The organism is Streptomyces olivaceoviridis (genome assembly GCF_014650115.1).
Lineage (GTDB): Bacteria > Actinomycetota > Actinomycetes > Streptomycetales > Streptomycetaceae > Streptomyces > Streptomyces olivaceoviridis.
On sequence record NZ_BMUI01000018.1, the window covers coordinates 186,832 to 205,659 of the forward strand.

Annotated in this window: 15 protein-coding genes, 1 pseudogene and 1 riboswitch; of the genes and pseudogenes, 11 read left to right on the forward strand and 5 right to left on the reverse strand. The window is 70.5% G+C overall.

Going from position 1 to position 18,828, the window contains the following annotated elements:
- The 9 genes from IE273_RS29460 to IE273_RS29500 all read left to right on the forward strand — a co-directional run bounded on the left by IE273_RS29460 (window position 1) and on the right by IE273_RS29500 (window position 9,169).
- Window positions 1–648, forward strand: coding sequence for an alpha/beta hydrolase family protein (locus tag IE273_RS29460; protein WP_189818199.1), 648 nt, complete (start codon window positions 1–3; stop codon window positions 646–648).
- A gap of 255 nt (window positions 649–903) precedes the next feature.
- Entirely contained in the window at window positions 904–1,599 is a 696-nt protein-coding gene (gene sigR / locus IE273_RS29465) for an RNA polymerase sigma factor SigR (RefSeq protein ID WP_014674890.1), read from the forward strand.
- On the forward strand, window positions 1,596–1,907 hold the full coding sequence (gene rsrA, locus IE273_RS29470) for a mycothiol system anti-sigma-R factor (RefSeq protein ID WP_030657159.1): 312 nt from the start codon (window positions 1,596–1,598) through the stop codon (window positions 1,905–1,907). The genes sigR and rsrA overlap by 4 nt, the downstream gene beginning before the upstream one ends.
- A 111-nt stretch (window positions 1,908–2,018) precedes the next feature.
- Complete coding sequence (locus tag IE273_RS29475) at window positions 2,019–3,323, forward strand: HD-GYP domain-containing protein (protein WP_189818200.1); 1,305 nt, start codon at window positions 2,019–2,021, stop codon at window positions 3,321–3,323.
- A complete protein-coding gene (locus IE273_RS29480) occupies window positions 3,320–4,603 on the forward strand; it encodes an HD-GYP domain-containing protein (RefSeq protein WP_189818201.1) in 1,284 nt (427 codons plus the stop codon). The genes IE273_RS29475 and IE273_RS29480 overlap by 4 nt, the downstream gene beginning before the upstream one ends.
- Window positions 4,604–4,702: 99 nt before the next feature.
- Window positions 4,703–5,683 carry a hypothetical protein gene (locus IE273_RS29485; RefSeq protein ID WP_189818202.1) on the forward strand — a complete coding sequence of 327 codons (981 nt, stop codon included), beginning with the start codon at window positions 4,703–4,705 and terminating at the stop codon, window positions 5,681–5,683.
- A 65-nt stretch (window positions 5,684–5,748) separates the two neighbouring features.
- Window positions 5,749–6,399 (forward strand): peptide deformylase, encoded by a 651-nt coding sequence (def, locus tag IE273_RS29490; protein ID WP_189818203.1) that lies wholly within the window; start codon window positions 5,749–5,751, stop codon window positions 6,397–6,399.
- A gap of 290 nt (window positions 6,400–6,689) precedes the next feature.
- Complete coding sequence (gene cyc1, locus IE273_RS29495; RefSeq protein WP_189818204.1) at window positions 6,690–7,775, forward strand: epi-isozizaene synthase; 1,086 nt, start codon at window positions 6,690–6,692, stop codon at window positions 7,773–7,775.
- Entirely contained in the window at window positions 7,772–9,169 is a 1,398-nt protein-coding gene (locus IE273_RS29500; protein WP_189818205.1) for a bifunctional albaflavenone monooxygenase/terpene synthase, read from the forward strand. The genes cyc1 and IE273_RS29500 overlap by 4 nt, the downstream gene beginning before the upstream one ends.
- A gap of 22 nt (window positions 9,170–9,191) precedes the next feature.
- On the opposite strand, the gene IE273_RS29505 is transcribed toward IE273_RS29500, so the two are convergent.
- Window positions 9,192–10,154 (reverse strand): GlxA family transcriptional regulator, encoded by a 963-nt coding sequence (locus tag IE273_RS29505; RefSeq protein ID WP_189818206.1) that lies wholly within the window; start codon window positions 10,152–10,154, stop codon window positions 9,192–9,194.
- A 93-nt stretch (window positions 10,155–10,247) separates the two neighbouring features.
- Between IE273_RS29505 and IE273_RS29510 the strand changes: the two genes are divergently transcribed.
- Complete coding sequence (locus tag IE273_RS29510) at window positions 10,248–10,463, forward strand: hypothetical protein (RefSeq protein ID WP_373309409.1); 216 nt, start codon at window positions 10,248–10,250, stop codon at window positions 10,461–10,463.
- Window positions 10,464–10,537: 74 nt separating this feature from the next.
- Here the strand turns inward: IE273_RS29510 and IE273_RS29515 are convergent, their stop codons facing one another.
- The 3 genes from IE273_RS29515 to IE273_RS29525 all read right to left on the reverse strand — a co-directional run bounded on the left by IE273_RS29515 (window position 10,538) and on the right by IE273_RS29525 (window position 14,705).
- Window positions 10,538–11,551, reverse strand: a complete 1,014-nt coding sequence (locus IE273_RS29515; RefSeq protein ID WP_189818208.1) for a ribonucleotide-diphosphate reductase subunit beta — start codon at window positions 11,549–11,551, stop codon at window positions 10,538–10,540.
- The gene (locus IE273_RS29520) at window positions 11,551–13,899 is read right to left on the reverse strand and encodes a ribonucleoside-diphosphate reductase subunit alpha (protein ID WP_189818209.1); all 2,349 of its coding nucleotides are present in this window, start codon (window positions 13,897–13,899) and stop codon (window positions 11,551–11,553) included. The genes IE273_RS29515 and IE273_RS29520 overlap by 1 nt, the downstream gene beginning before the upstream one ends.
- 123 nt (window positions 13,900–14,022) lie before the next feature.
- Window positions 14,023–14,181: riboswitch (cobalamin riboswitch) on the reverse strand.
- A 17-nt stretch (window positions 14,182–14,198) separates the two neighbouring features.
- Complete coding sequence (locus IE273_RS29525) at window positions 14,199–14,705, reverse strand: GNAT family N-acetyltransferase (RefSeq protein ID WP_189818210.1); 507 nt, start codon at window positions 14,703–14,705, stop codon at window positions 14,199–14,201.
- A gap of 153 nt (window positions 14,706–14,858) precedes the next feature.
- Between IE273_RS29525 and IE273_RS29530 the strand changes: the two genes are divergently transcribed.
- Window positions 14,859–18,482, forward strand: coding sequence for an NACHT domain-containing protein (locus IE273_RS29530; RefSeq protein WP_189818211.1), 3,624 nt, complete (start codon window positions 14,859–14,861; stop codon window positions 18,480–18,482).
- Window positions 18,483–18,502: 20 nt separating this feature from the next.
- Here the strand turns inward: IE273_RS29530 and IE273_RS29535 are convergent.
- A pseudogene (locus IE273_RS29535) lies at window positions 18,503–18,828 on the reverse strand (sodium:solute symporter); the annotation flags it as partial.

Consider the following 18,828-nt stretch of genomic DNA (forward strand, 5'->3'; position numbering starts at 1 on the left):
ATGACTGATGTGACCGATGTTACTTCCCAGACGGTCGGTACGGAGGCCGGGGACGCCCGGATCACCTGGCACACGGCGAAGAAGGAACGGCTGGTGCTGGCCGTGAGCCACGGCGCCGGCGGCGGCATCGAGGCACGCGACCTCCGGGCGCTCGCGGCCACGCTGCCCGCCGACGGCGTGACGGTCGCCCTCGTCGAGCAGCCCTGGCGGGTCGCCGGCAAGAAGGTCGCTCCCGCGCCGAAGACGCTGGACACCGGGTGGCGGGGCGTATGGCCCGCGCTCACCGGGCCGGGCCTGCCGGTGATCTCCGGGGGCCGCAGCGCCGGCGCCCGGGTCGCCTGCCGCACGGCGGCCGAGCTGGGCGCGCACGCCGTGCTCGCGCTGGGCTTCCCGCTGCACCCGCCGGGCAAGCCGGAGAAGTCCCGGGCGGACGAGCTGCTGGGGGCCGGGGTGCCCACGCTGGTCGTCCAGGGCGGCAACGACCCCTTCGGGAAGCCGGCGGAGTTCCCGGAGGGTGATTTCCGGCTCATCGAGGTGCCGTACGGCGATCACGGGTTCGCCGTTCCCCGGCGCGCGGAGCTCACCCAGGAGCGGGCGCTGGAGATCATCACCGGCGCGGTACGGGAGTGGACCGCGTCACTCGGGTGACCCGGGAATGTTGTGCGGTGGGCCGCTGTTGAGCGGGACGGAAGTGCCGACGGGTTCGGCACCGACGTCGAGGGAGAGGAAGTCCGCCGCATGGGTTCGACCATCTGCCCGGCTCGCAGCAGCCGCACTGACCTGGACTGGTCCGTGCTGCACGCGGCCAAGATCGCTCCTATTCGAGCGGCGGCAGGCACGGGTCGTGTTCTATCCTCCGAATCGAGTGGGATCGGTTTCGGTTCCACCCGGGATCTTGAGGAGGTGGGTCCGGTCACCGGTACCGACGCAGGGACCGACAACGGCCAGGCGGAGCTGCCCGAGGGCCAGGGCGTCAGCGCGGACGCGTCCGACGAGTCGACCGCGGAGCGCAGCGCGCGCTTCGAGCGGGACGCACTCGAATTCCTCGACCAGATGTACTCGGCCGCGCTGCGCATGACGCGCAACCCGGCCGACGCCGAGGACCTGGTGCAGGAGACGTACGCCAAGGCGTACGCGTCCTTCCACCAGTTCCGCGAGGGCACCAACCTCAAGGCGTGGCTGTACCGCATCCTCACGAACACCTTCATCAACTCCTACCGCAAGAAGCAGCGCGAGCCCCAGCGCTCCGCCGCGGAGGAGATCGAGGACTGGCAGCTCGCCCGTGCCGAGTCGCACATGTCGACGGGTCTGCGCTCCGCCGAGTCGCAGGCGCTCGACCACCTGCCCGACTCGGACGTGAAGGCCGCGCTCCAGGCGATCCCCGAGGAGTTCCGCATCGCCGTCTACCTCGCGGACGTCGAGGGGTTTGCCTACAAGGAGATCGCGGACATCATGGGGACACCCATCGGTACGGTGATGTCCCGGCTGCACCGGGGCCGCCGTCAGCTGCGCGGCATGCTGGAGGACTACGCCCGTGAGCGCGGGCTGGTCCCGGCCGGCGCCGGAGAGTCGAACGAAGCGAAAGGCTCGGGCTCATGAGCTGCGGAGAGCCGCACGAGACGGACTGCAGTGAGGTCCTGGACCACCTGTACGAGTTCCTCGACAGCGAGATGCCGGACGTCGACCGCGACAAGTTCCAGCACCACTTCGAGGAATGCTCGCCGTGCCTGGAGAAGTACGGCCTGGAGCAGGCCGTGAAGAAGCTGGTGAAGCGGTGCTGCGGGCATGACGACGTGCCCGCCGACCTGCGGGCCAAGGTCATGGGGCGGATCGACCTGATCCGCTCCGGGCAGACGGTCCCGGAGCACGATGTGACCAAGGCCCCGGCGGCACCGCAGGAGTCCTGACACGCCGGGGCATATCACCCGAACGTGCTAATCCTCAGGTCATAGGTCCCGCACCCCCGATCCCCGCCCTAGGCTCCGAGCCTCAAGGAGGCACGGTCGGGGAGGGGCGTGATGGACGCGGTACCGGCAAGGGCACGCGGCTATGTCGCCGTCGTCGCCCTGTCGGCCGTCCTCTGCCTGCTGCCCCTGCCGGCGACACACACTCCCTGGGGGGCGTCGGCCCTGCTCGCCGCGCTCTACGCGGCCTGCGAGCACGCCGTACGCCGCCGCTTCGGCGGCACCTTCCACCCCGTGCTGCTCGCCGGTGCGTTCCTGCTGCCTCCGGCCGCCGCCGCGCTCGTCCCGGTGCCCGCCGCGCTGCTCTCCCCGGTCGAGCACCGGCCCGTCCTGCTCCGGCGGGTGTGGCGGGCCGCGCAGCCCGCGCTCGCCGTGTGGGCCGCCGCCCGGACGCACTGCGCGCTCGGCGGCGAGGACGCCGTCGTCGGCTCCGACTTCCCCTCCGTGCTGCTGCCCGCGGGCGCGGCCGTCCTCGCCTTCTGCCTGGTGCTCACCGCGCTCGACGGCGGCCTGCGCGCGGCGGCCGGGCTGCTGCCGCTGCGGCGGGCCTGGCGCGAGCAACTGGCGCGCACGCCGGCCCCGGTCGCGGTGCACGGACTCGCCGGGCTGATGATGGCCGTCCTCTGGCGCAGCCCCTACGGCCCGGTCGCCGCGCTGCTCGTGCTGCTGCCGATGGGCGTCTCCTGGTGGGTCTTCGCCCTGTACCACCGCGAACGCGCCGCCCACCAGGCCACCATCCGCGCCCTGGTCCAGGCCGTCGACATCAAGGACGGCTACACCCGCGGCCACAGCGAACGTGTCGGACACGCCTCCGTGCTGATCGCCCGCGAACTCGGCATGGACGACGACCGCGTCGAGGTGCTGCGCTTCGCCGGCATCCTGCACGACGTCGGCAAACTGGGCGTGCCCACCCGGCTGCTGCGCAAGGAGGGCCCGCTCACCCCGCAGGAGCGGCGGATCATCGAGCTGCACCCCGAGTACGGCCACGAGATGGTCCGCGGGATCTCCTTCCTCGGCGAGGCCCGCGCGGCCATCCTCCACCACCACGAACGGCTCGACGGCAGCGGCTACCCGTACGGCCTGGCGGGCGGCCAGATCCCCGAGTGCGCCCGGATCGTCGCCGTCGCGGACGCCTTCGACGCCATGACCTCCACCCGCTGCTACAGCAGGGCCCGCCCGGTCGAGGCCGCCGTCGCCGAGCTGGAGCGCTGCGCCGGGGCGCACTTCGACCCCCGGATGGTCGGCGCGCTGGTCCGCGCCCTGCGCCGCTCCGGCTGGCATCCGGCGGTCACCGCCGACGAACCGGCGTACGGCACCCCGCCCGCCGAGCGGACCCCCAGCACCGGGGCGCCCCGATGACCGTCCTGCGGCTGATCCACGGCGCCGCCGCCCTCGTCGCGGCCGGCTCCCTCGCCGTCACCCTCTGGACCGGCCTGCACGACCGGGGCGTCGCGCTCGCCTTCGGCGTGCTCATAGCCGTCGGCGAACTCACCCGGTGGAGCGACGAGCAGGGACAGCGGCAGGCCGCGCCCCTCGGCGCCGCCGGGGCCCTGGCGTACGCCCTGCTGGGCGCCGACGCCGGACGGCCCGGCCAGCACGGAGCCGCCCAGGTCGTCACCGTCGTCCTCGTCGCCACCGTGCTCGGCGCCGTCCCGCACGTCTGGTCCGGCCGCAGCTCCACCGTCGACCACCTGACCCGCCGGACCCTCACCGTCGGCTTCGCCGCCGTCTGCTTCCAACCCCTCTACAGCCAGGGCGTCTTCGCCCACTGGGTCGGTCCCGCCTACGCCCTTCTGCTGCTCACCCTGCTCGCCCTCACCTCCCTGTGCGGGGCGGTTCTGGCCGCCGCGCTCGCCCACTGCCGCACCCGCTGGCCGTTCGGCCCGCTGCTGCGCGAGGAACTGCGCGGACTGCTGGGCATCGGCTCGGCCATCTGCGCGACCGGCGCCGTGATGGCACTCGCGGTCGCCGTCGTCGGCCTGTGGGCGCTGCCCGTGTTCTGCCCGCCCATGCTGCTCGTCCAGCTCTCCCTGCGCCGGTACGCGGCCGTCCGCGCCACCTACCGGCAGACCATCGCCTCCCTCGCCCGCGCCACCGAGATCGCCGGCTGCACCCCCGCCGGGCACGCCCACCGCGTCGCCGCGCTCAGCCTCGCCGTCGGCCGGGACCTCGGCCTGACCGGGCCCGGCCTGACCGTCCTGGAGTACGCGGCCCTGATGCACGACATCGGCCAGCTCAGCCTGGTCGACCCGGTCCCGGCCGGCGCCACCGCCGCTCTGCCCGCCGCGGAGCAGCGGCGCATCGCCCTGCTCGGCGGTGCCGTCGTCCGGCAGACCGGCGTGGACGCGGCCGTCGCCGTCGTCGTGGAACGGCAGGCCGACCCCTACCGGGAACAGCCGCTCGCCGCCCGGATCGTCCGGGCCGTGAACGCCTACGAGGAGAAGACCCGGGACGCCGGTCCCGAAGGCCCGCTGCGGGCACTGGAGGAGCTGCGGCTCGGCACCGCCGGGGACTACGCTCCCGAGGTCGTGGAGTCGCTCGCCCGGGTACTGGCCAGGCCACCCGGGGTGCGGGAGCGGGTGCCGGTGCGACGAACCGGGCTGTCTGACCCCGCGCCCGGCTGGGTAACCCATGGGTAATGAGCGCCTTTCCCGCGGCACGTGGTTGGATGCGAGGGAGAGGGTGTCCGGGGGCACAAGCCAGCCCACAGCGGGAAATGGAACTGGCAGGCGGGAATCGTGAGGATCTTCGGCAAGGGACGGCACCGGCCCTCCGCCTCCTGGCGGCAGGCCACCGACCGGGCGTTCACGCTCATCGGCGACGGCCGGTACGAGGACGCGGGCGAGCTGCTGACACGCGCCGCCGATCTGGAACCCTGGCTGTCGGAGTCCTGGTTCAACCTCGCGCTGCTGCACAAGTTCCGGCACGACTGGGAACAGGCGCGCGCGGCCGGACTGCGCGCGGTCGCCCTGCTCGACCGGGAGACCGGGGCGCCCGACTGGTGGAACGTCGGCATCGCCGCGACCGCCCTTCAGGACTGGCCGCTGGCCCGCCGCGCCTGGCAGGCGTACGGGCTGAAGGTGCCAGGGGGTGCCGCGGCCTCCGCGGAGCCCGTCGGCATGGAGCTGGGCAGCGCGGCCGTACGGCTCTCCCCGGAGGGGGAGGCCGAGGTGGTCTGGGGCCGCCGGCTGGACCCCGCGCGGATCGAGGTGCTGTCGATCCCGCTGCCCTCCTCCGGGCGGCGCTGGGGCGAGGTCGTGCTGCACGACGGCGTCCCGCACGGTGAGCGCACCACGTCGGCCGGGCACTCCTACCCGGTCTTCGACGAGATCGAGCTGTGGGCGCCGTCGCCCGTACCCACCTGGGTGGTCCTGCTGGAGGCGGCCACCGAGGCCGACCGGGACGCGCTGGAGCAACTGGCCGCGGACGCGGGGTTCGCGGCGGAGGACTGGTCGTCGTCGGTACGGCTGCTGTGCCGGATGTGCAGCGAGTCCCGCATGCCGTCCGACGAGGGCGAGGGGGTGCACCTGGACCCGCACGACCACAGCGAGCCGGGTCACCCCGGGCCGCTCGGACACCGGACGGACGGACAGCTCTGGGTGCCGGAGCGGGAGTGCGGCGTCGCGGCCCCGGCATCGCTCGTGCGGGGGCTTCTCGACGGGTGGGTCGCGGACAGCCCGGATTCGCGGGACTGGCGCGATCTGGAAGAGGTCTGCTGAGCAGGCGCCGTACCCTGTATCAGCAACATCTCTCCCCTGTTCTTTGAGGAAGGCGTACGTCGGTCATGGCGCAGCAGGACACCGATCAGCAGCACGCGGGCGTGCTCCCCGTCGACGACGAGGGCTACGTCGTCGACACGGAGGACTGCGAGGAGCGCGAGAGGGCCTGGCGTGAGCGCGGCACCTCCCGGCCGATCACGGTCGTCGGCAACCCGGTGCTGCACAAGGAGTGCAAGGACGTCACCGAGTTCGGCGAGGAGCTCCAGCAGCTCGTCGCCGACATGTTCGCCAGCCAGCGCACCGCCGAGGGCGTGGGCCTGGCCGCGAACCAGATCGGTGTCGACCTGAAGGTCTTCGTCTACGACTGCCAGGACGACGGGGGCGTCCGGCACGTCGGTGTGGTCTGCAACCCGAAGCTGGTCGACCTGCCCGCCGATAAGCGCCGGCTGGACGACAGCAACGAGGGCTGCCTGTCCGTGCCCACGGCGTACGCGTCGCTCGCCCGTCCCGACTACGCCGAGGTGACCGGCCAGGACGAGCAGGGCAACCCGATCAAGGTCCGTGGCACCGGCTACTTCGCACGCTGTTTGCAGCACGAGACCGACCACCTCTACGGCTACCTGTACATCGACCGGCTGTCGAAGCGGGACCGCAAGGACGCGCTGCGGCAGATGGCGGAGAACGAGCCGCGCTACCCCGTGGTCGCCAACGACTGAGCGACACCGCGCACTTGGGCGCCCCGTCCGGGATCCTTCCTGGGCGGGGCGCCTTCGTGTCGGCGTACTTCGCTCGTGCGTGCGTCGTACGACCGGTCCCTTCTTCGCCCCTCGTGATCCTTAACCAGTCACACAGGGGGAGATTCGCGGCACCTTGGGGTGGCGAATGAAGCAAATCCGTTCCCACGGGGGTCAGTTGTGGTGCTGAATGGAAGTGCGGGATACGCAACGGCGCACGCCCGGCACAACGGGAGGGGCGTGCGCTCCTGGCGGCTGAGAGGGGTTTGTTCGTGCAAGCTTTCCCACACAGCACCACAGCGACGCAGACGGCGGTCGTAGTCCCACCCTCACTGGCACTCCCGGTGATCGAGTCCGCCTTTCCCCGGCAACTGCATCCGTATTGGCCACGACTCCAGGAGAAGACCCGGCTCTGGCTCCTGGAAAATCGGCTCATGCCGCCGGCCAAGGTCCGGGAATATGCCGATGGCCTGTGCTACACCGACCTCATGGCGGGCTACTACACCAGTGCCCCCGACGAGGTCCTCCAGGCCATAGCCGACTACAGCGCCTGGTTCTTCGTCTGGGACGACCGCCACGACCGCGACATCGTGCACGGCCGGGCGGGCGACTGGCGGCGGCTGCGGCACCGGCTGCACGCGGCTCTGGACGCACCCAGACACCACCAGCACCACCCCGACCCCCTGGTGGCGGGCTTCGCGGACAGCGTGCTACGGCTGTCCGGCTTCCTGTCGCCCACCTGGAACCAGCGGTTCGCCCGGCACTTCCACGCGGTCGTCGAGGCCTACGACCGTGAGTTCCGCAACCGCACCGAGGGATACATACCCGGCGTCGCGGAATACCTCGCGCTGCGCCGGCTCACCTTCGCGCACTGGATATGGACGGACCTGCTCGAACCCAGCGCCGGATGTGAACTCCCGGACGCCGTGCGGAAAAACCCGGCGTACCGCCGGGCGGCCCTCCTCAGTCAGGAATTCGCCGCCTGGTACAACGACCTCTGCTCGCTTCCGAAGGAAATAGCGGGCGACGAGGTGCACAATCTCGGAATCAGCCTCATCACCCACCGGGGGATGACCCTCGAAGAAGCGGTGGACGACGTCCGGCGGCGCGTCGAGGAATGCGTCACTGAATTCCTCGGAGCCGAGCAGGACGCCCTGAGGTTCGCCCGCGAGATCGACGATGGAACGGTCCGCGGAAAAGAGCTGAGTACCGCAGTCCGGACCTGTGTCGGCCATATGCGCAACTGGTTCAGCTCCGTCTACTGGTTCCACCACGAGTCCGGCCGGTACATGGTCGACAGCTGGGACGACCGCTCCACCCCCCCGTACGTCACGAACGAAGCGGCAGGTGAGAAATGACCGTCGAGTCGGTACAGCCCGCGAACCCCGGGACGCCCGAGACGCCCGCGAACCCTGGGACGCCCGACCTGCGTGAGCCGCCCCTGGCCGGAGGTGCCGTACCGGTTCTCGGCCACGGCCTGAAACTGGTCCGCGACCCGCTCGCCTTCATGTCCGGGCTGCGCGACCACGGAGACGTCGTCCGTCTGAAGCTCGGCCCCAAGACGGTCTACGCCGTCACCGCCCCGGCGCTCACCGGAGCACTGGCCCTGAACCCCGACTTCAAGATCGACGGTCCGCTGTGGGAGTCCCTCGAAGGACTGCTCGGCAAGGAGGGCGTGGCCACCGCGAACGGCCCCCGGCACCGCCGGCAGCGGCGCACCATACAGCCCGCGTTCCGGCTCGACGCGATACCCGGCTACGGCCCGATCATGGAGGAGGAGGCGCACGCGCTGACCGACCGCTGGAAACCCGGCGGCACCATCGACTGCACCTCCGAGTCCTTCCGGGTCGCCGTCCGCATCGCGGCCCGCTGCCTGCTGCGCGGCGACTACATGGACGAGCGCGCGGAACGGCTCAGCCTCGATCTCGCCACCGTCTTCCGTGGCATGTACCGCCGGATGGTGGTCCCGCTCGGCCCGCTCTACCGGCTGCCGTTCCCGGCCAACCGCGAATTCAACCGGGCGCTGGCCGATCTGCATCTGCTGGTGGACGAGATCGTCGCCGAGCGGAGGGCATCTGGTCAAAAGCCGGACGATTTGCTGACGGCATTGCTGGAGGCGAAGGACGACAATGGCGACCCCATCGGGGAACAGGAGATCCACGACCAGGTCGTCGCCATACTCACCCCCGGCAGCGAAACAGTCGCCTCCACGATCATGTGGCTGCTCCAGGTGCTCGCCGCCCACCCGGAACACGCCGAGAAGGTACGGACCGAGGTCGAATCCGTGACCGGTGGTCGACCGGTCGGATTCGAGCACGTCCGCGCACTCACGCACACCAACAATGTCGTCGTCGAGGCCATGCGACTCCGGCCCGCCGTATGGATATTGACGCGGCGCGCGGTGACCGACACCGTGCTCGGCGGCTATCGCATTCCGGCCGGGGCGGACATCGTCTACAGCCCGTACGCCATCCAGCGCGACGCCCGCTCCTACGCCCGCCACCTCGACTTCGAGCCCGACCGCTGGCTGCCCGAGCGGGCCAAGGAAGTGCCGAAGTACGCGATGAGCCCGTTCAGCGTGGGCAACCGCAAGTGCCCCAGCGACCACTTCTCCATGACCCAGCTGAGCCTGATCACCGCGGCGATCTCCGCGAAGTACCGCTTCGAGCAGGTCAGCGGGTCCGACGACACCACCCGCGTGGGCATCACGCTCCGCCCGCAGAACCTGCTGCTACGGGCGATGCCCTGGTAGGCCGCCTGGTACCGGCGCGCGCTCAGGCGGCCTCCGGGCCCCGGAACGCGCGCCGGTAGGCGTTCGGGGTCGTACCCAGCGCCCGGACGAACTGGTGGCGCAGCGCGGCGGCCGTACCGAACCCGGTGCGCCAGGCGATGGCGTCCATGGTCTCGTCCGTGCCCTCCAGCAACTGCTGTGCCAGCAGCACCCGTTGGCGGAGGATCCAGCGGTACGGCGTGGTCCCGGTCTCCTGCTGGAAGCGCCGGGCGAAGGTGCGCGGCGCCATGTGGGCGCGGGCGGCGAGCTGCTCGACGGTCACCTCCTGGTCGAGGTGGGCCTCCATCCAGGCGAGCACCTCACCGACCGTGTCGCAGGGCGCCTTCGGCAGGGGCCGCTCGATGAACTGCGCCTGCCCGCCGTCCCGGTGCGGCGGCACCACCATCCGACGGGCGATCTTGTTGGCCACCTCCGGCCCCTGCTCCTTGCGCACGATGTGCAGACAGGCGTCGATCCCGGCGGCGGTGCCGGCCGAAGTGATCACCGGGTCCTCGTCCACGTACAGCACGTCCGGCTCGACCGTGAGCCGCGGATAGCGCCGGGACAGCTGCTCGGCGTTGTGCCAGTGCGCCGCGCACCGCCGCCCGTCCAGCAGCCCCGCCGCGGCCAGCACGAACACCCCGGAGCAGACGCTGAGCACCCGGGTGCCCCGGTCCACGGCCCGCCGCAGCGCCGTCAGCAGCTCCTCCGGATACTCGCGCTCCGCATAGGTCTCACCCGCCGGTACGGCGATCAGATCGGCCTCTTCCAGCCGCTCCAGGCCGTACGGCGTGGACACGGTGAACCCGCAGTGGGTGCCCAGCTCGGGACCCTCCGCCGACACCACGGCGAAGTCGTACACGGGCAGCCCGTCGTCGCTGCGGTCGATGCCGAACACCTCGCACACGACACCCAGCTCGAAGGGATGCACTCCGTCCAGCAGCACGGCGGCCACGTTCTTCAGCATGCTGCCAGTGTGCCTCGACAGTGGCAGTAATTCGAGGCTCTACGGCAGTCCTGCCACTCCCGGTAAGGGGCGTCCGGCGCGACAGTGGTGTCCATGAACGGAAACCAGATCGAAGGACTGATCGGAATGCTCGCCACCCTCGGGATCCTGGTCCTCCTGGTCCTCCCGTCCGTGCTCGGCATCGTGCGCGACCGGCGCATCGACCGCCGGCTCAGGGCGGCCGAGCGGCCGGGGACCCCCAGGCCCACCGAGCCGGCGGAAGAGCCCGAGCCCCGCAGGCGGCACCACGGCGCGGCCCGCCCCGCCTGACAGCTCCGCTGCTTCAGCGGACAGGTGGTCCCCGGAGTGTTCCGGGGACCCCCTGTGCCGTTGTGCGGCTGCGGTCAGAAGTCTTCGTCGAGGTCGACGGTGCCTTCGACGGCGACTTGGTAGGCGGAGGGTCGGCGTTCGAAGAAGTTGGTGAGTTCTTGGACGCCTTGGAGTTCCATGAAGGAGAAGGGGTTCTGGGAGCCGTAGCGGGGGGTGAAGCCGAGGCGGGTGAGGCGTTGGTCGGCGACGCATTGGAGGTATTGGCGCATGGAGTCGGTGTTCATGCCGGGCAGGCCGTCGCCGCACAGGTCGTGGGCGAACTGGAGCTCGGCTTCGACGGCTTCGTGGAGCATGTCGGTGACCTCTTGTTCGAGTTGGTCGTCGAAGAGGTCGGGTTCTTCTTTGCGGACGGTGTCGACGACGTCGAAGGCGAAGCTCATGTGCATGGTTTCGTCGCGGAAGACCCAGTTGGTGCCGGTGGCCAGGCCGTGCAGGAGGCCGCGGCTGCGGAACCAGTAGACGTAGGCGAAGGCGCCGTAGAAGAAGAGTCCTTCGATGCAGGCGGCGAAGCAGATGAGGTTGAGCAGGAAGCGGCGGCGGTCGGCTTTGCTGTCGAGGCGGTCGAGTTTTTCGACCTCGTTGATCCACTTGAAGCAGAATTCGGCTTTTTCGCGGATGGAGGGGATGTTCTCCACGGCGGCGAAGGCGGCGGCGCGGTCGTCGGGGTCGGGGAGGTAGGTGTCCAGGAGGGTCAGGTAGAACTGGACGTGGACGGCCTCCTCGAACAGCTGCCGGCTCAGGTAGAGCCGGGCTTCGGGGGAGTTGATGTGCTTGTAGAGGGTCAGCACCAGGTTGTTCGCGACGATCGAGTCGCCGGTGGCGAAGAACGCGACCAGCCGGCCGATGAGGTGCTGTTCTTCGGGGGTGAGTTTGGCGAGGTCGGCGACGTCGGAGTGGAGGTCGACCTCTTCGACGGTCCAGGTGTTCTTGATGGCGTCCCGGTAGCGTTCGTAGAAGTCGGGGTAGCGCATCGGGCGGAGAGTCAACTCGAAGCCGGGGTCGAGCAGGTTGGCGTTACGGGTGGTCATTACTGGCAGGCCTCGCAGGACTCGGGGTTTTCCAGGGAGCAGGCGACCGCGTCGGGGTCGGTGGTCTGTGGTGCGGGGACGGTGGCCTGGGCGGCGCGGGCGATGCGGGTCGCGGGGCGGGAGCGCAGGTAGTAGGTGGTCTTGAGTCCGGATTTCCAGGCGTAGGCGTACATGGAGGAGAGCTTGCCGATGGTGGGTGTCTCCATGAAGAGGTTCAGGGACTGGCCCTGGTCGAGGTAGGGGGTGCGGGCGGCGGCCATGTCGATGAGGCCGCGCTGGGGGATCTCCCAGGCCGTGCGGTACAGGGCGCGGGTTTCTTCGGGGATCCAGGGGAAGTCCTGGATCGAGCCGTTCGAGTCGCGCAGGGCTTCGCGGGTGCGGGCGTCCCAGACGCCGAGGTTCTTCAGGTCCTGTACGAGGTAGGAGTTGACCTGGAGGAACTCGCCCGAGAGGGTCTCGCGTTTGAACAGGTTGGAGACCTGGGGCTCGATGCACTCGTACACCCCCGCGATCGACGCGATCGTGGCCGTCGGCGCGATCGCGAGGAGCAGCGCGTTACGCATGCCCGTCTTTGCGATCCGCTCGCGGAGAGCGTTCCAGCGCTCGGGCCAGGTGAAGTCGACGTCGTAGTGGTCGGGGTGGAGGACGCCCCGGGCGGCGCGGGTCTGGTCCCAGGCGGGCAGGGGGCCGTTGCGCTCGGCGAGGTCGGCGGAGGTCTCGTAGGCGGCGAGCATGATCCGCTCGGCGATCCGCGTCGACAGGGCCTTGGCCTCCGCCGAGTCGAAGGGCAGGCGGAGTTTGAAGAAGACGTCCTGCAGGCCCATCGCGCCCAGGCCGACCGGGCGCCACCTGGCGTTGGAGCGGCCTGCCTGCTCGGTGGGGTAGAAGTTGATGTCGACCACGCGGTCCAGGAAGGTGACGGCGGTGCGGACGGTTTCGTCGAGCCGTTCCCAGTCGATGTCCCCGCTCGTGGTGTCCACGAAGGCGCCGAGGTTGATGGAGCCGAGGTTGCAGACGGCGGTTTCGCCGTCGTTGGTGACCTCCAGGATCTCGGTGCACAGGTTGGAGGAGTGGACGACGTTGCCGGGTTCGGCGGTCTGGTTGGCGGTGCGGTTGGCGGCGTCCTTGAAGGTCATCCAGCCGTTGCCGGTCTGGGCCAGGGTGCGCATCATCCGGCCGTACAGGTCACGGGCGGCGATGGTCTTCTTCGCCAGGCCCGCCGCTTCGGCCTTGCGGTAGGCGGTGTCGAAGTCCTCGCCCCACAGGTCGACCAGCTCGGGCACGTCGGCCGGGGAGAACAGCGACCACTGCCCGTCGGCGTTGACCCGGCGCATGAACTCGTCCGGGATCCAGTGCGCGAGGTTGAGGTTGTGGGTGCGGCGGGCGTCCTCACCGGTGTTGTCCCGCAGCTCCAGGAACTCCTCGATGTCCGAGTGCCAGGTCTCCAGGTAGACCGCTGCCGCGCCCTTGCGCCGTCCGCCCTGGTTCACCGCCGCCACGGAGGCGTCCAGCGTCTTCAGGAACGGCACGATCCCGTTGGAGTGCCCGTTCGTGCCCCGGATCAGCGAACCACGCGAGCGGATACGGGAGTACGACAGACCGATGCCACCGGCGTGCTTCGACAGCCTCGCCACCTGGTGGTAGCGGTCGTAGATGGAGTCCAGCTCGTCCAGGGGCGAGTCGAGCAGGTAGCAGGACGACATCTGCGGGTGCCGTGTACCGGAGTTGAAGAGCGTGGGGGAGGACGGCAGGTAGTCCAGACGGCTCATCAGGCCGTACAGGGCCGCGACTTCGTCCACGGAACGGGTCGTGTCGTCCTCCGCCAGGCCGCTCGCCACCCGCAGCAGGAAGTGCTGGGGCGTCTCCACCACCTTGCGGGTGACCGGGTGGCGCAGCAGGTAGCGGCTGTAGAGGGTGCGCAGGCCGAAGTAACCGAACCGGTCGTCGGCCGTACGGTCGACCAGCGCGTCGAGGCGCTCGGCGTGCAGCCGTACGAACTCGGCGGTGCGGTCGGCGATCAGGCCCTCGCGGTGGCCTACCGCGATGGACTCGGTGAAGGACGTCACGCCCTGCGAGGCGGCCTCGTCCCGGATGGCGAGGGTCAGCAGCCGGGCGGCCAGCTTGGAGTACGCGGGATCCTCGGAGATGAGCCCGGCGGCGGCCTCCGTGGCCAGCTCCCGCAGCTCCGCCTCGTCGGCTCGGGCGGACCGTCCGCGCAGCGCGGCGGCGGCGACCCGCCCCGGGTCGGCGTCGGGCAGCAGCTCGGTCAGGGTCCGCAGCAGCGCGGCACCGGGACCGTCGGTCTCCAGTTCGCTGACTGAAGCCGGGTCGGCTGGCGCGATGGTCACGTGGGGCTCTCCCTCGCTCGGCACGGGGCCTGGCGGAAGGCAGGGGCAGCCACGAGCGCGCACGGCGTCGCGTCCACCGGCCCACTCCACGAGGCCCGGACGTCAGAACCACCCGGGCCTGGACGGCCGGGTGCACCGCCGGCAGGTCTTCGGACTCGACAGGCGTGCGGAGGCACGCGAGTACACCGTTGCGGGACAGTTCCGGATTCGCACCGGATTCCCCTGCGACGACAGCGAGGACGAGCATACATCTAGTGCCGGGCTGCCATGTCACCCCCAGATGTAGTGTCGACCCGGCCTCAGAGGGTCAACTCGTACGCGAGGAGCGTGATGTCGTCCCGGCCCGGGAGGGGATTCCAGTCCCGCTCGGGGGCGCGGACGAAACCGAGGCGGGTGTAGATGCGGTGGGCGGTGCGCATGGTCCGCTGGGTGGAGAGGACCACGTGCACGCAGCCCTCGGTGGCCCGCGCTCGCTCGACGCAGGCCCGCACCAGCGCCTCGCCGGCCCCCTGGCCCCGGGCCGCGGGGGCGACCGCGAGCATCCGGATCTCCGCCTCTCCCGGGCCCGCGATGTCGGTCATGGGTCCGCCGGAGCGGACGAAGGTGACCCCGCCGAGGAGGACGCCGTCACGAACGGCCACGAGGACGTCCGCGGCGGCGGCCCGCTTGGCCACGTCCCTCAGCTCACCGAGGTACCAGTCGCTCTCGTCGAAGGCGAGGAGGCCGTCATCGAGGTAGGCCTCGGCGGTGATCTCGCCCAGGTCGTCGTACTCGGCGGGAGCGGCCCGCCGGATCACGAAGTCCATGACACCGAGTCTGCCCGAGGGACCCGGCGAGGCTCCCCGGGAATCCCGAGGGGCGCTTGCCGGGTTGCGGGGCGGAATGCCCATGTTTTCATGGAAGTAGGTGCTTTGTGGGGTCCTCCGTGCCGAAAGCTGGTCTCGGAAGGAGAACGCACGATGACGAGAATCGTCCGTCACCCACCAGGCAAGGAGCGGCCCCCCAACGCGCCGATGGCGACGCTGTACGAGAGACGGGCGTGGCGCCGGGTCAGACGGTTCTTCCTGTCCTACTGGCACCATCTGACCATCAGGCTGGAGGCCCGCCTCGACACCACCCGCCCCCGGAAGTGGCGCAGATGGGCCTCGTACACCAATGTGAACCGGGTCGTCTGGGCCCTTGCCGCGCTCGCCGTCCTCGCGTGGGTCAGCGAGGGCGTGTACATCCTCATCTCGCACCACACGACGGGGTTCGAGTCGTGGCGGAAGGACAACCCGGGCTTCGACACCCTTCTCCGCTTCGTCGGGCCGGTCCTCTCCGCATCGATCGCCGCCGCCCTCTTCCTGTTCTTCTGGTACTGGTGGACCAAGCGGCGCTACCTCGTGAAGGCGCGTAAGCATCCCCGCAAACTGGTGCCCACCGCCGGCCCCGACATCGCAGAGATCGTGGGCCGCGAGGAGATCGTCCGGGTCATCGCCCAACGGCTGCGGCAGCGCGAGACCCGCAGGCCGTATCTGCTCGTCGGCGGTGTGGGCACGGGCAAGACGGCCGTCCTGGTGCGGCTCACCGAACTGCTCGCCCGGCAGCACGCCGTTCCCGTGCCGATCCGGCTGCGGGATGCCACCGGCGCCGATCTGAACTTCGAGCGCATGGCCAGGGAACGGTTCGCCGAGGAAGCGCCCCGCGGCATCCTGGCACGCACCAAGAACGACCGGGTCTGGCAGCAACTGCTCGCCGACGACAAGGTGGTCGTCCTCGCCGACGGCCTGGAAGAGGCGGTCCTCGACGAGCGCCTCCAGGAGGACAGGGACAACATCATCCGCAGGGCCATCGAGCGCGCCCACGCGGAGAAACTGCCGCTCGTCATCGCGTCCCGGCCGCACAGTCCGCTGGAGAGCACCCCCGCCGCGATCGTGGAGCTGGAACCGCTCAGCGAGGAGGAGGCGTTGTGCTTCGTCGAGGCCCGGATCCCGGAGACGGACGAGCGCCGCGTGGACTGGATCGTGGAGACCGCGGAGGTCACCGAGTCGCCCATCTACCTCCAGATCGCCCGCGAACTGCACCACCACGGCGACCTGGAACGTGACCGTCCGCGCGACGACAAGGACCGGCTGGACACCCGTAGCTGGGACCGCGGCACGCTGCGGCTGTGGCTGCTGGAGACATGGGATCTCGCCGTGCGGGAGGGCCGGCTGCGCGGGGACGTCGAGCTGAACCCGCAGGAGCGCCGCGACACGCTGGAGGTGATTTCCGCGCTCGCCTGCGTAGGACTGCTCCAGGACAAGCTGGAGGTCGGTTTCGCCGAGCTGCTGGACGACGACGTACACCCCGGTCCGGCACGGCGGACGTGGGCCCGGGCGGAGCACCTGTGGGCCAGGAGACCCGGTTTCGAGCAGTGCGACAAGCGAGGAGGCAACGCCTTCTCGGAGTGGCACCGGGAGCGGATCTGGGACACGCTCCGCGACCATCTGAGCCAGGAATACAAAGAGCGTCTGACCAAGGGCGACATGGGCCAGTGCCAGACCGCGCTCGCCCACCTGGCGGCCAACGCGAACAAGCTCCAGCTGGTGGAGAGCTTCGAGAAGAGGGTGCGCTTCCCCCACAGCATCATCCAGGCCTACCTCGGCTTCCGTCTGCTGCGGCACCTCGACGAGCGCGACGCCGGCGAGCTGATCGAGCAGGCGCTGCGCCCGCCGGGCCCCAGCCGTGAGCTGCTCATCGCCGCGGTGATGCTCTCCCGTCACAGGGCGGCGAAGCTGTCGGCCAAGGGAGGCAGTATCGGGGCGGAGTGGCAGAAGGCGCGGGCCGAGCTGGTACGGCGCACCCCCTTGTACGGCCACCCCCTGGCCGAGCGGCTCTTCGTGGCCGCGAACCACCGTGCGAACGATCCCAAGGCCCTCGACCTGTACGCGGCGGCCCTGGAGGTCGACAGCGTGGAACGCCGGTCACGGCTGCTGTGCGACATCGTCGAGCGGGTGCACAACCGCTGGCCCGACATCCAGGGCGACCGCCGCACCGTCGAGGACGCGAAGCTGGCCCTGCTCAAGCAGCTCGGCACGGCACTGCGCGCGGCCTCGGAGAAGACCGACACCATGCCGCTGTACGACCGCCTCTTCCACATCGGCAAGGCGGAGCCCTCGCACTCCGTACGCCTGGCGGTCGCCCAGGAGTTCGGCAGCGGCGGCAACGACGCGTTCGCCTTCATCCGGGAGAAGATCGGCCTGGACACCGACCCCATCAGGGAGTACGACAAGGCGGTCGCCAAGCTGAGAGCCGGCAAGAGGGACCGGTACCAGGGCTGGACGGAGAGGATGCGGAAGGCGTCGGCCTCCCGTGCCTCCTCGCGGGACGAGTCGTCGGCGGAGGTCGATCGGCTCCAGGAGGAGCGGAAGGAGATCAAGCAGCAGTACCGCAAGGCCCGTGTCGAGCTGTCCAGAGAGTTCATGATGCGGGCCTGGATGCTCCCCATGCTCCTGGGCTCCGTCGACGACGCCCACCGTGACGAAGCCCGGGGCCGTCTCACCAAGTGGCTGCGTCATCTCGATCCGAAAGACACCCAGGGCACCCCCGACCTGCCCCTCCCCTTGGAGGCCGCGCTGGCCCAGGGCTTCAAGTTCGCGGCCAACCGGCGCAAACGCCACCCCTCCTCGTACCCGGGCAGCCGGGCCGATCTGATCCGGCAGGCGGAGACCGTGCTTCAGCAGTCACGCTGCTGGTACACCCAGGTGACGCTGCTTCAGGCGCTGTGCCTGTGGGAGCTCCCGGACAGCGTCGGCCGCCATGAGCGGGACGCGGACAGCGCGGTATGGCGGGAGGACGACGTCGACGGTTCCTGCGAGCCGTCCGGGACGATCGGTGGGAGCAACGCGGTGCAGACGGTGCAGCGCTGGCTGTCGATGGCGGGCACGGTGAACGCCGCACCCGGATGGCCCGGCGGCGACGGTGACGCGCCCCGGCGGGTCCTGCATCCGTTCGTCGCCGAGGCGGGCGACCTGGTGGCCATGGCACTGGAGACCGGGCGGCCCGAACGCTTCCTCTGGATCGACGAGAAGACCGTCACCGACAACGTGGGCTCGCGCACCGCAAACAACCGTGGCTACCGCAAGCACAACCTGTGGATCCCGCCCTCCGCCGGCTGGAGCACCCTCGACGGGCGTGCCCAGCGTCTCGTCGCCGACGTGCTGATCATGCTGAACCTGATCGAGCGGGACGGATATCCGGGCGAGGTCGAGGAGCGCATGCTCCGCGCCGAGCGGCCCGGCATGCCGCTCCCGCCGTGCATCGCCACGAATCGCGAGCCGCTACGGCCCGATCTGCGGCCCGGCACCTCCGCCCCGCCCCCGCCGGGCAGCGCCTGTCTGCCCGACTGCAAGTTCCAGCTCTGCCCGTACCCGCCCCGGGGCGGTGTCCCCCGGGGCGAGATCCGCGAGCCCTTCTGCCGTCAGCAGCAGGTCCTTCTGCCCGGCCCGATACGCCGGAAGCTGCCCAGGACCGTGCACAGGAAGACACCCCCCTGGGTGAGCATGCGGGTCCGCGAACTGGACGGCTTCTGGGACGCGATGGCCGGGCGCACGCGCGACTGAGCGCCCGGCCGAGGCATGGGCTAGTGAGCGCTTCCCGTGGTGGCCGGGGGGAGTTCCACCTGGACGCCGGGGTCGCCGGCGTCCGCGGTGTAGTCCTCCGGCCGGGTCTCGTCCACGCCCTCGGGGGCCTTGACGGCCTTCAGGACGAGGGTGAGGACCACGGTCACCGCCACGTTCAGGACGAACGCGGTGAGGCCGATGTAGCCGATCTCCCCGATGCCGGGGATCTCCTTCGCGGAGCCGCCGAAGTGCTTCTGCGTCGGCGAGGCCACGCCGTACGCCGCGGCCGTGCCGTAGATCATGCCGACCGCCCAGCCGGCGAGCAGTGCCCAGCGGTGGAACCAGC

Excerpts from the sequence above, each read along its gene's own strand:
- IE273_RS29460 (WP_189818199.1), top strand. The coding sequence starts at position 1 with ATGACTGATGTGACCGATGTTACTTCCCAGACGGTCGGTACGGAGGCC.
- rsrA (WP_030657159.1), top strand. The coding sequence starts at position 1,596 with ATGAGCTGCGGAGAGCCGCACGAGACGGACTGCAGTGAGGTCCTGGAC.
- IE273_RS29475 (WP_189818200.1), top strand. The coding sequence starts at position 2,019 with ATGGACGCGGTACCGGCAAGGGCACGCGGCTATGTCGCCGTCGTCGCC.
- IE273_RS29480 (WP_189818201.1), top strand. The coding sequence starts at position 3,320 with ATGACCGTCCTGCGGCTGATCCACGGCGCCGCCGCCCTCGTCGCGGCC.
- def (WP_189818203.1), top strand. The coding sequence starts at position 5,749 with ATGGCGCAGCAGGACACCGATCAGCAGCACGCGGGCGTGCTCCCCGTC.
- IE273_RS29500 (WP_189818205.1), top strand. The coding sequence starts at position 7,772 with ATGACCGTCGAGTCGGTACAGCCCGCGAACCCCGGGACGCCCGAGACG.
- IE273_RS29505 (WP_189818206.1), bottom strand. The coding sequence starts at position 10,154 with ATGCTGAAGAACGTGGCCGCCGTGCTGCTGGACGGAGTGCATCCCTTC.
- IE273_RS29510 (WP_373309409.1), top strand. The coding sequence starts at position 10,248 with ATGAACGGAAACCAGATCGAAGGACTGATCGGAATGCTCGCCACCCTC.
- IE273_RS29515 (WP_189818208.1), bottom strand. The coding sequence starts at position 11,551 with ATGACCACCCGTAACGCCAACCTGCTCGACCCCGGCTTCGAGTTGACT.
- IE273_RS29525 (WP_189818210.1), bottom strand. The coding sequence starts at position 14,705 with ATGGACTTCGTGATCCGGCGGGCCGCTCCCGCCGAGTACGACGACCTG.
- IE273_RS29530 (WP_189818211.1), top strand. The coding sequence starts at position 14,859 with ATGACGAGAATCGTCCGTCACCCACCAGGCAAGGAGCGGCCCCCCAAC.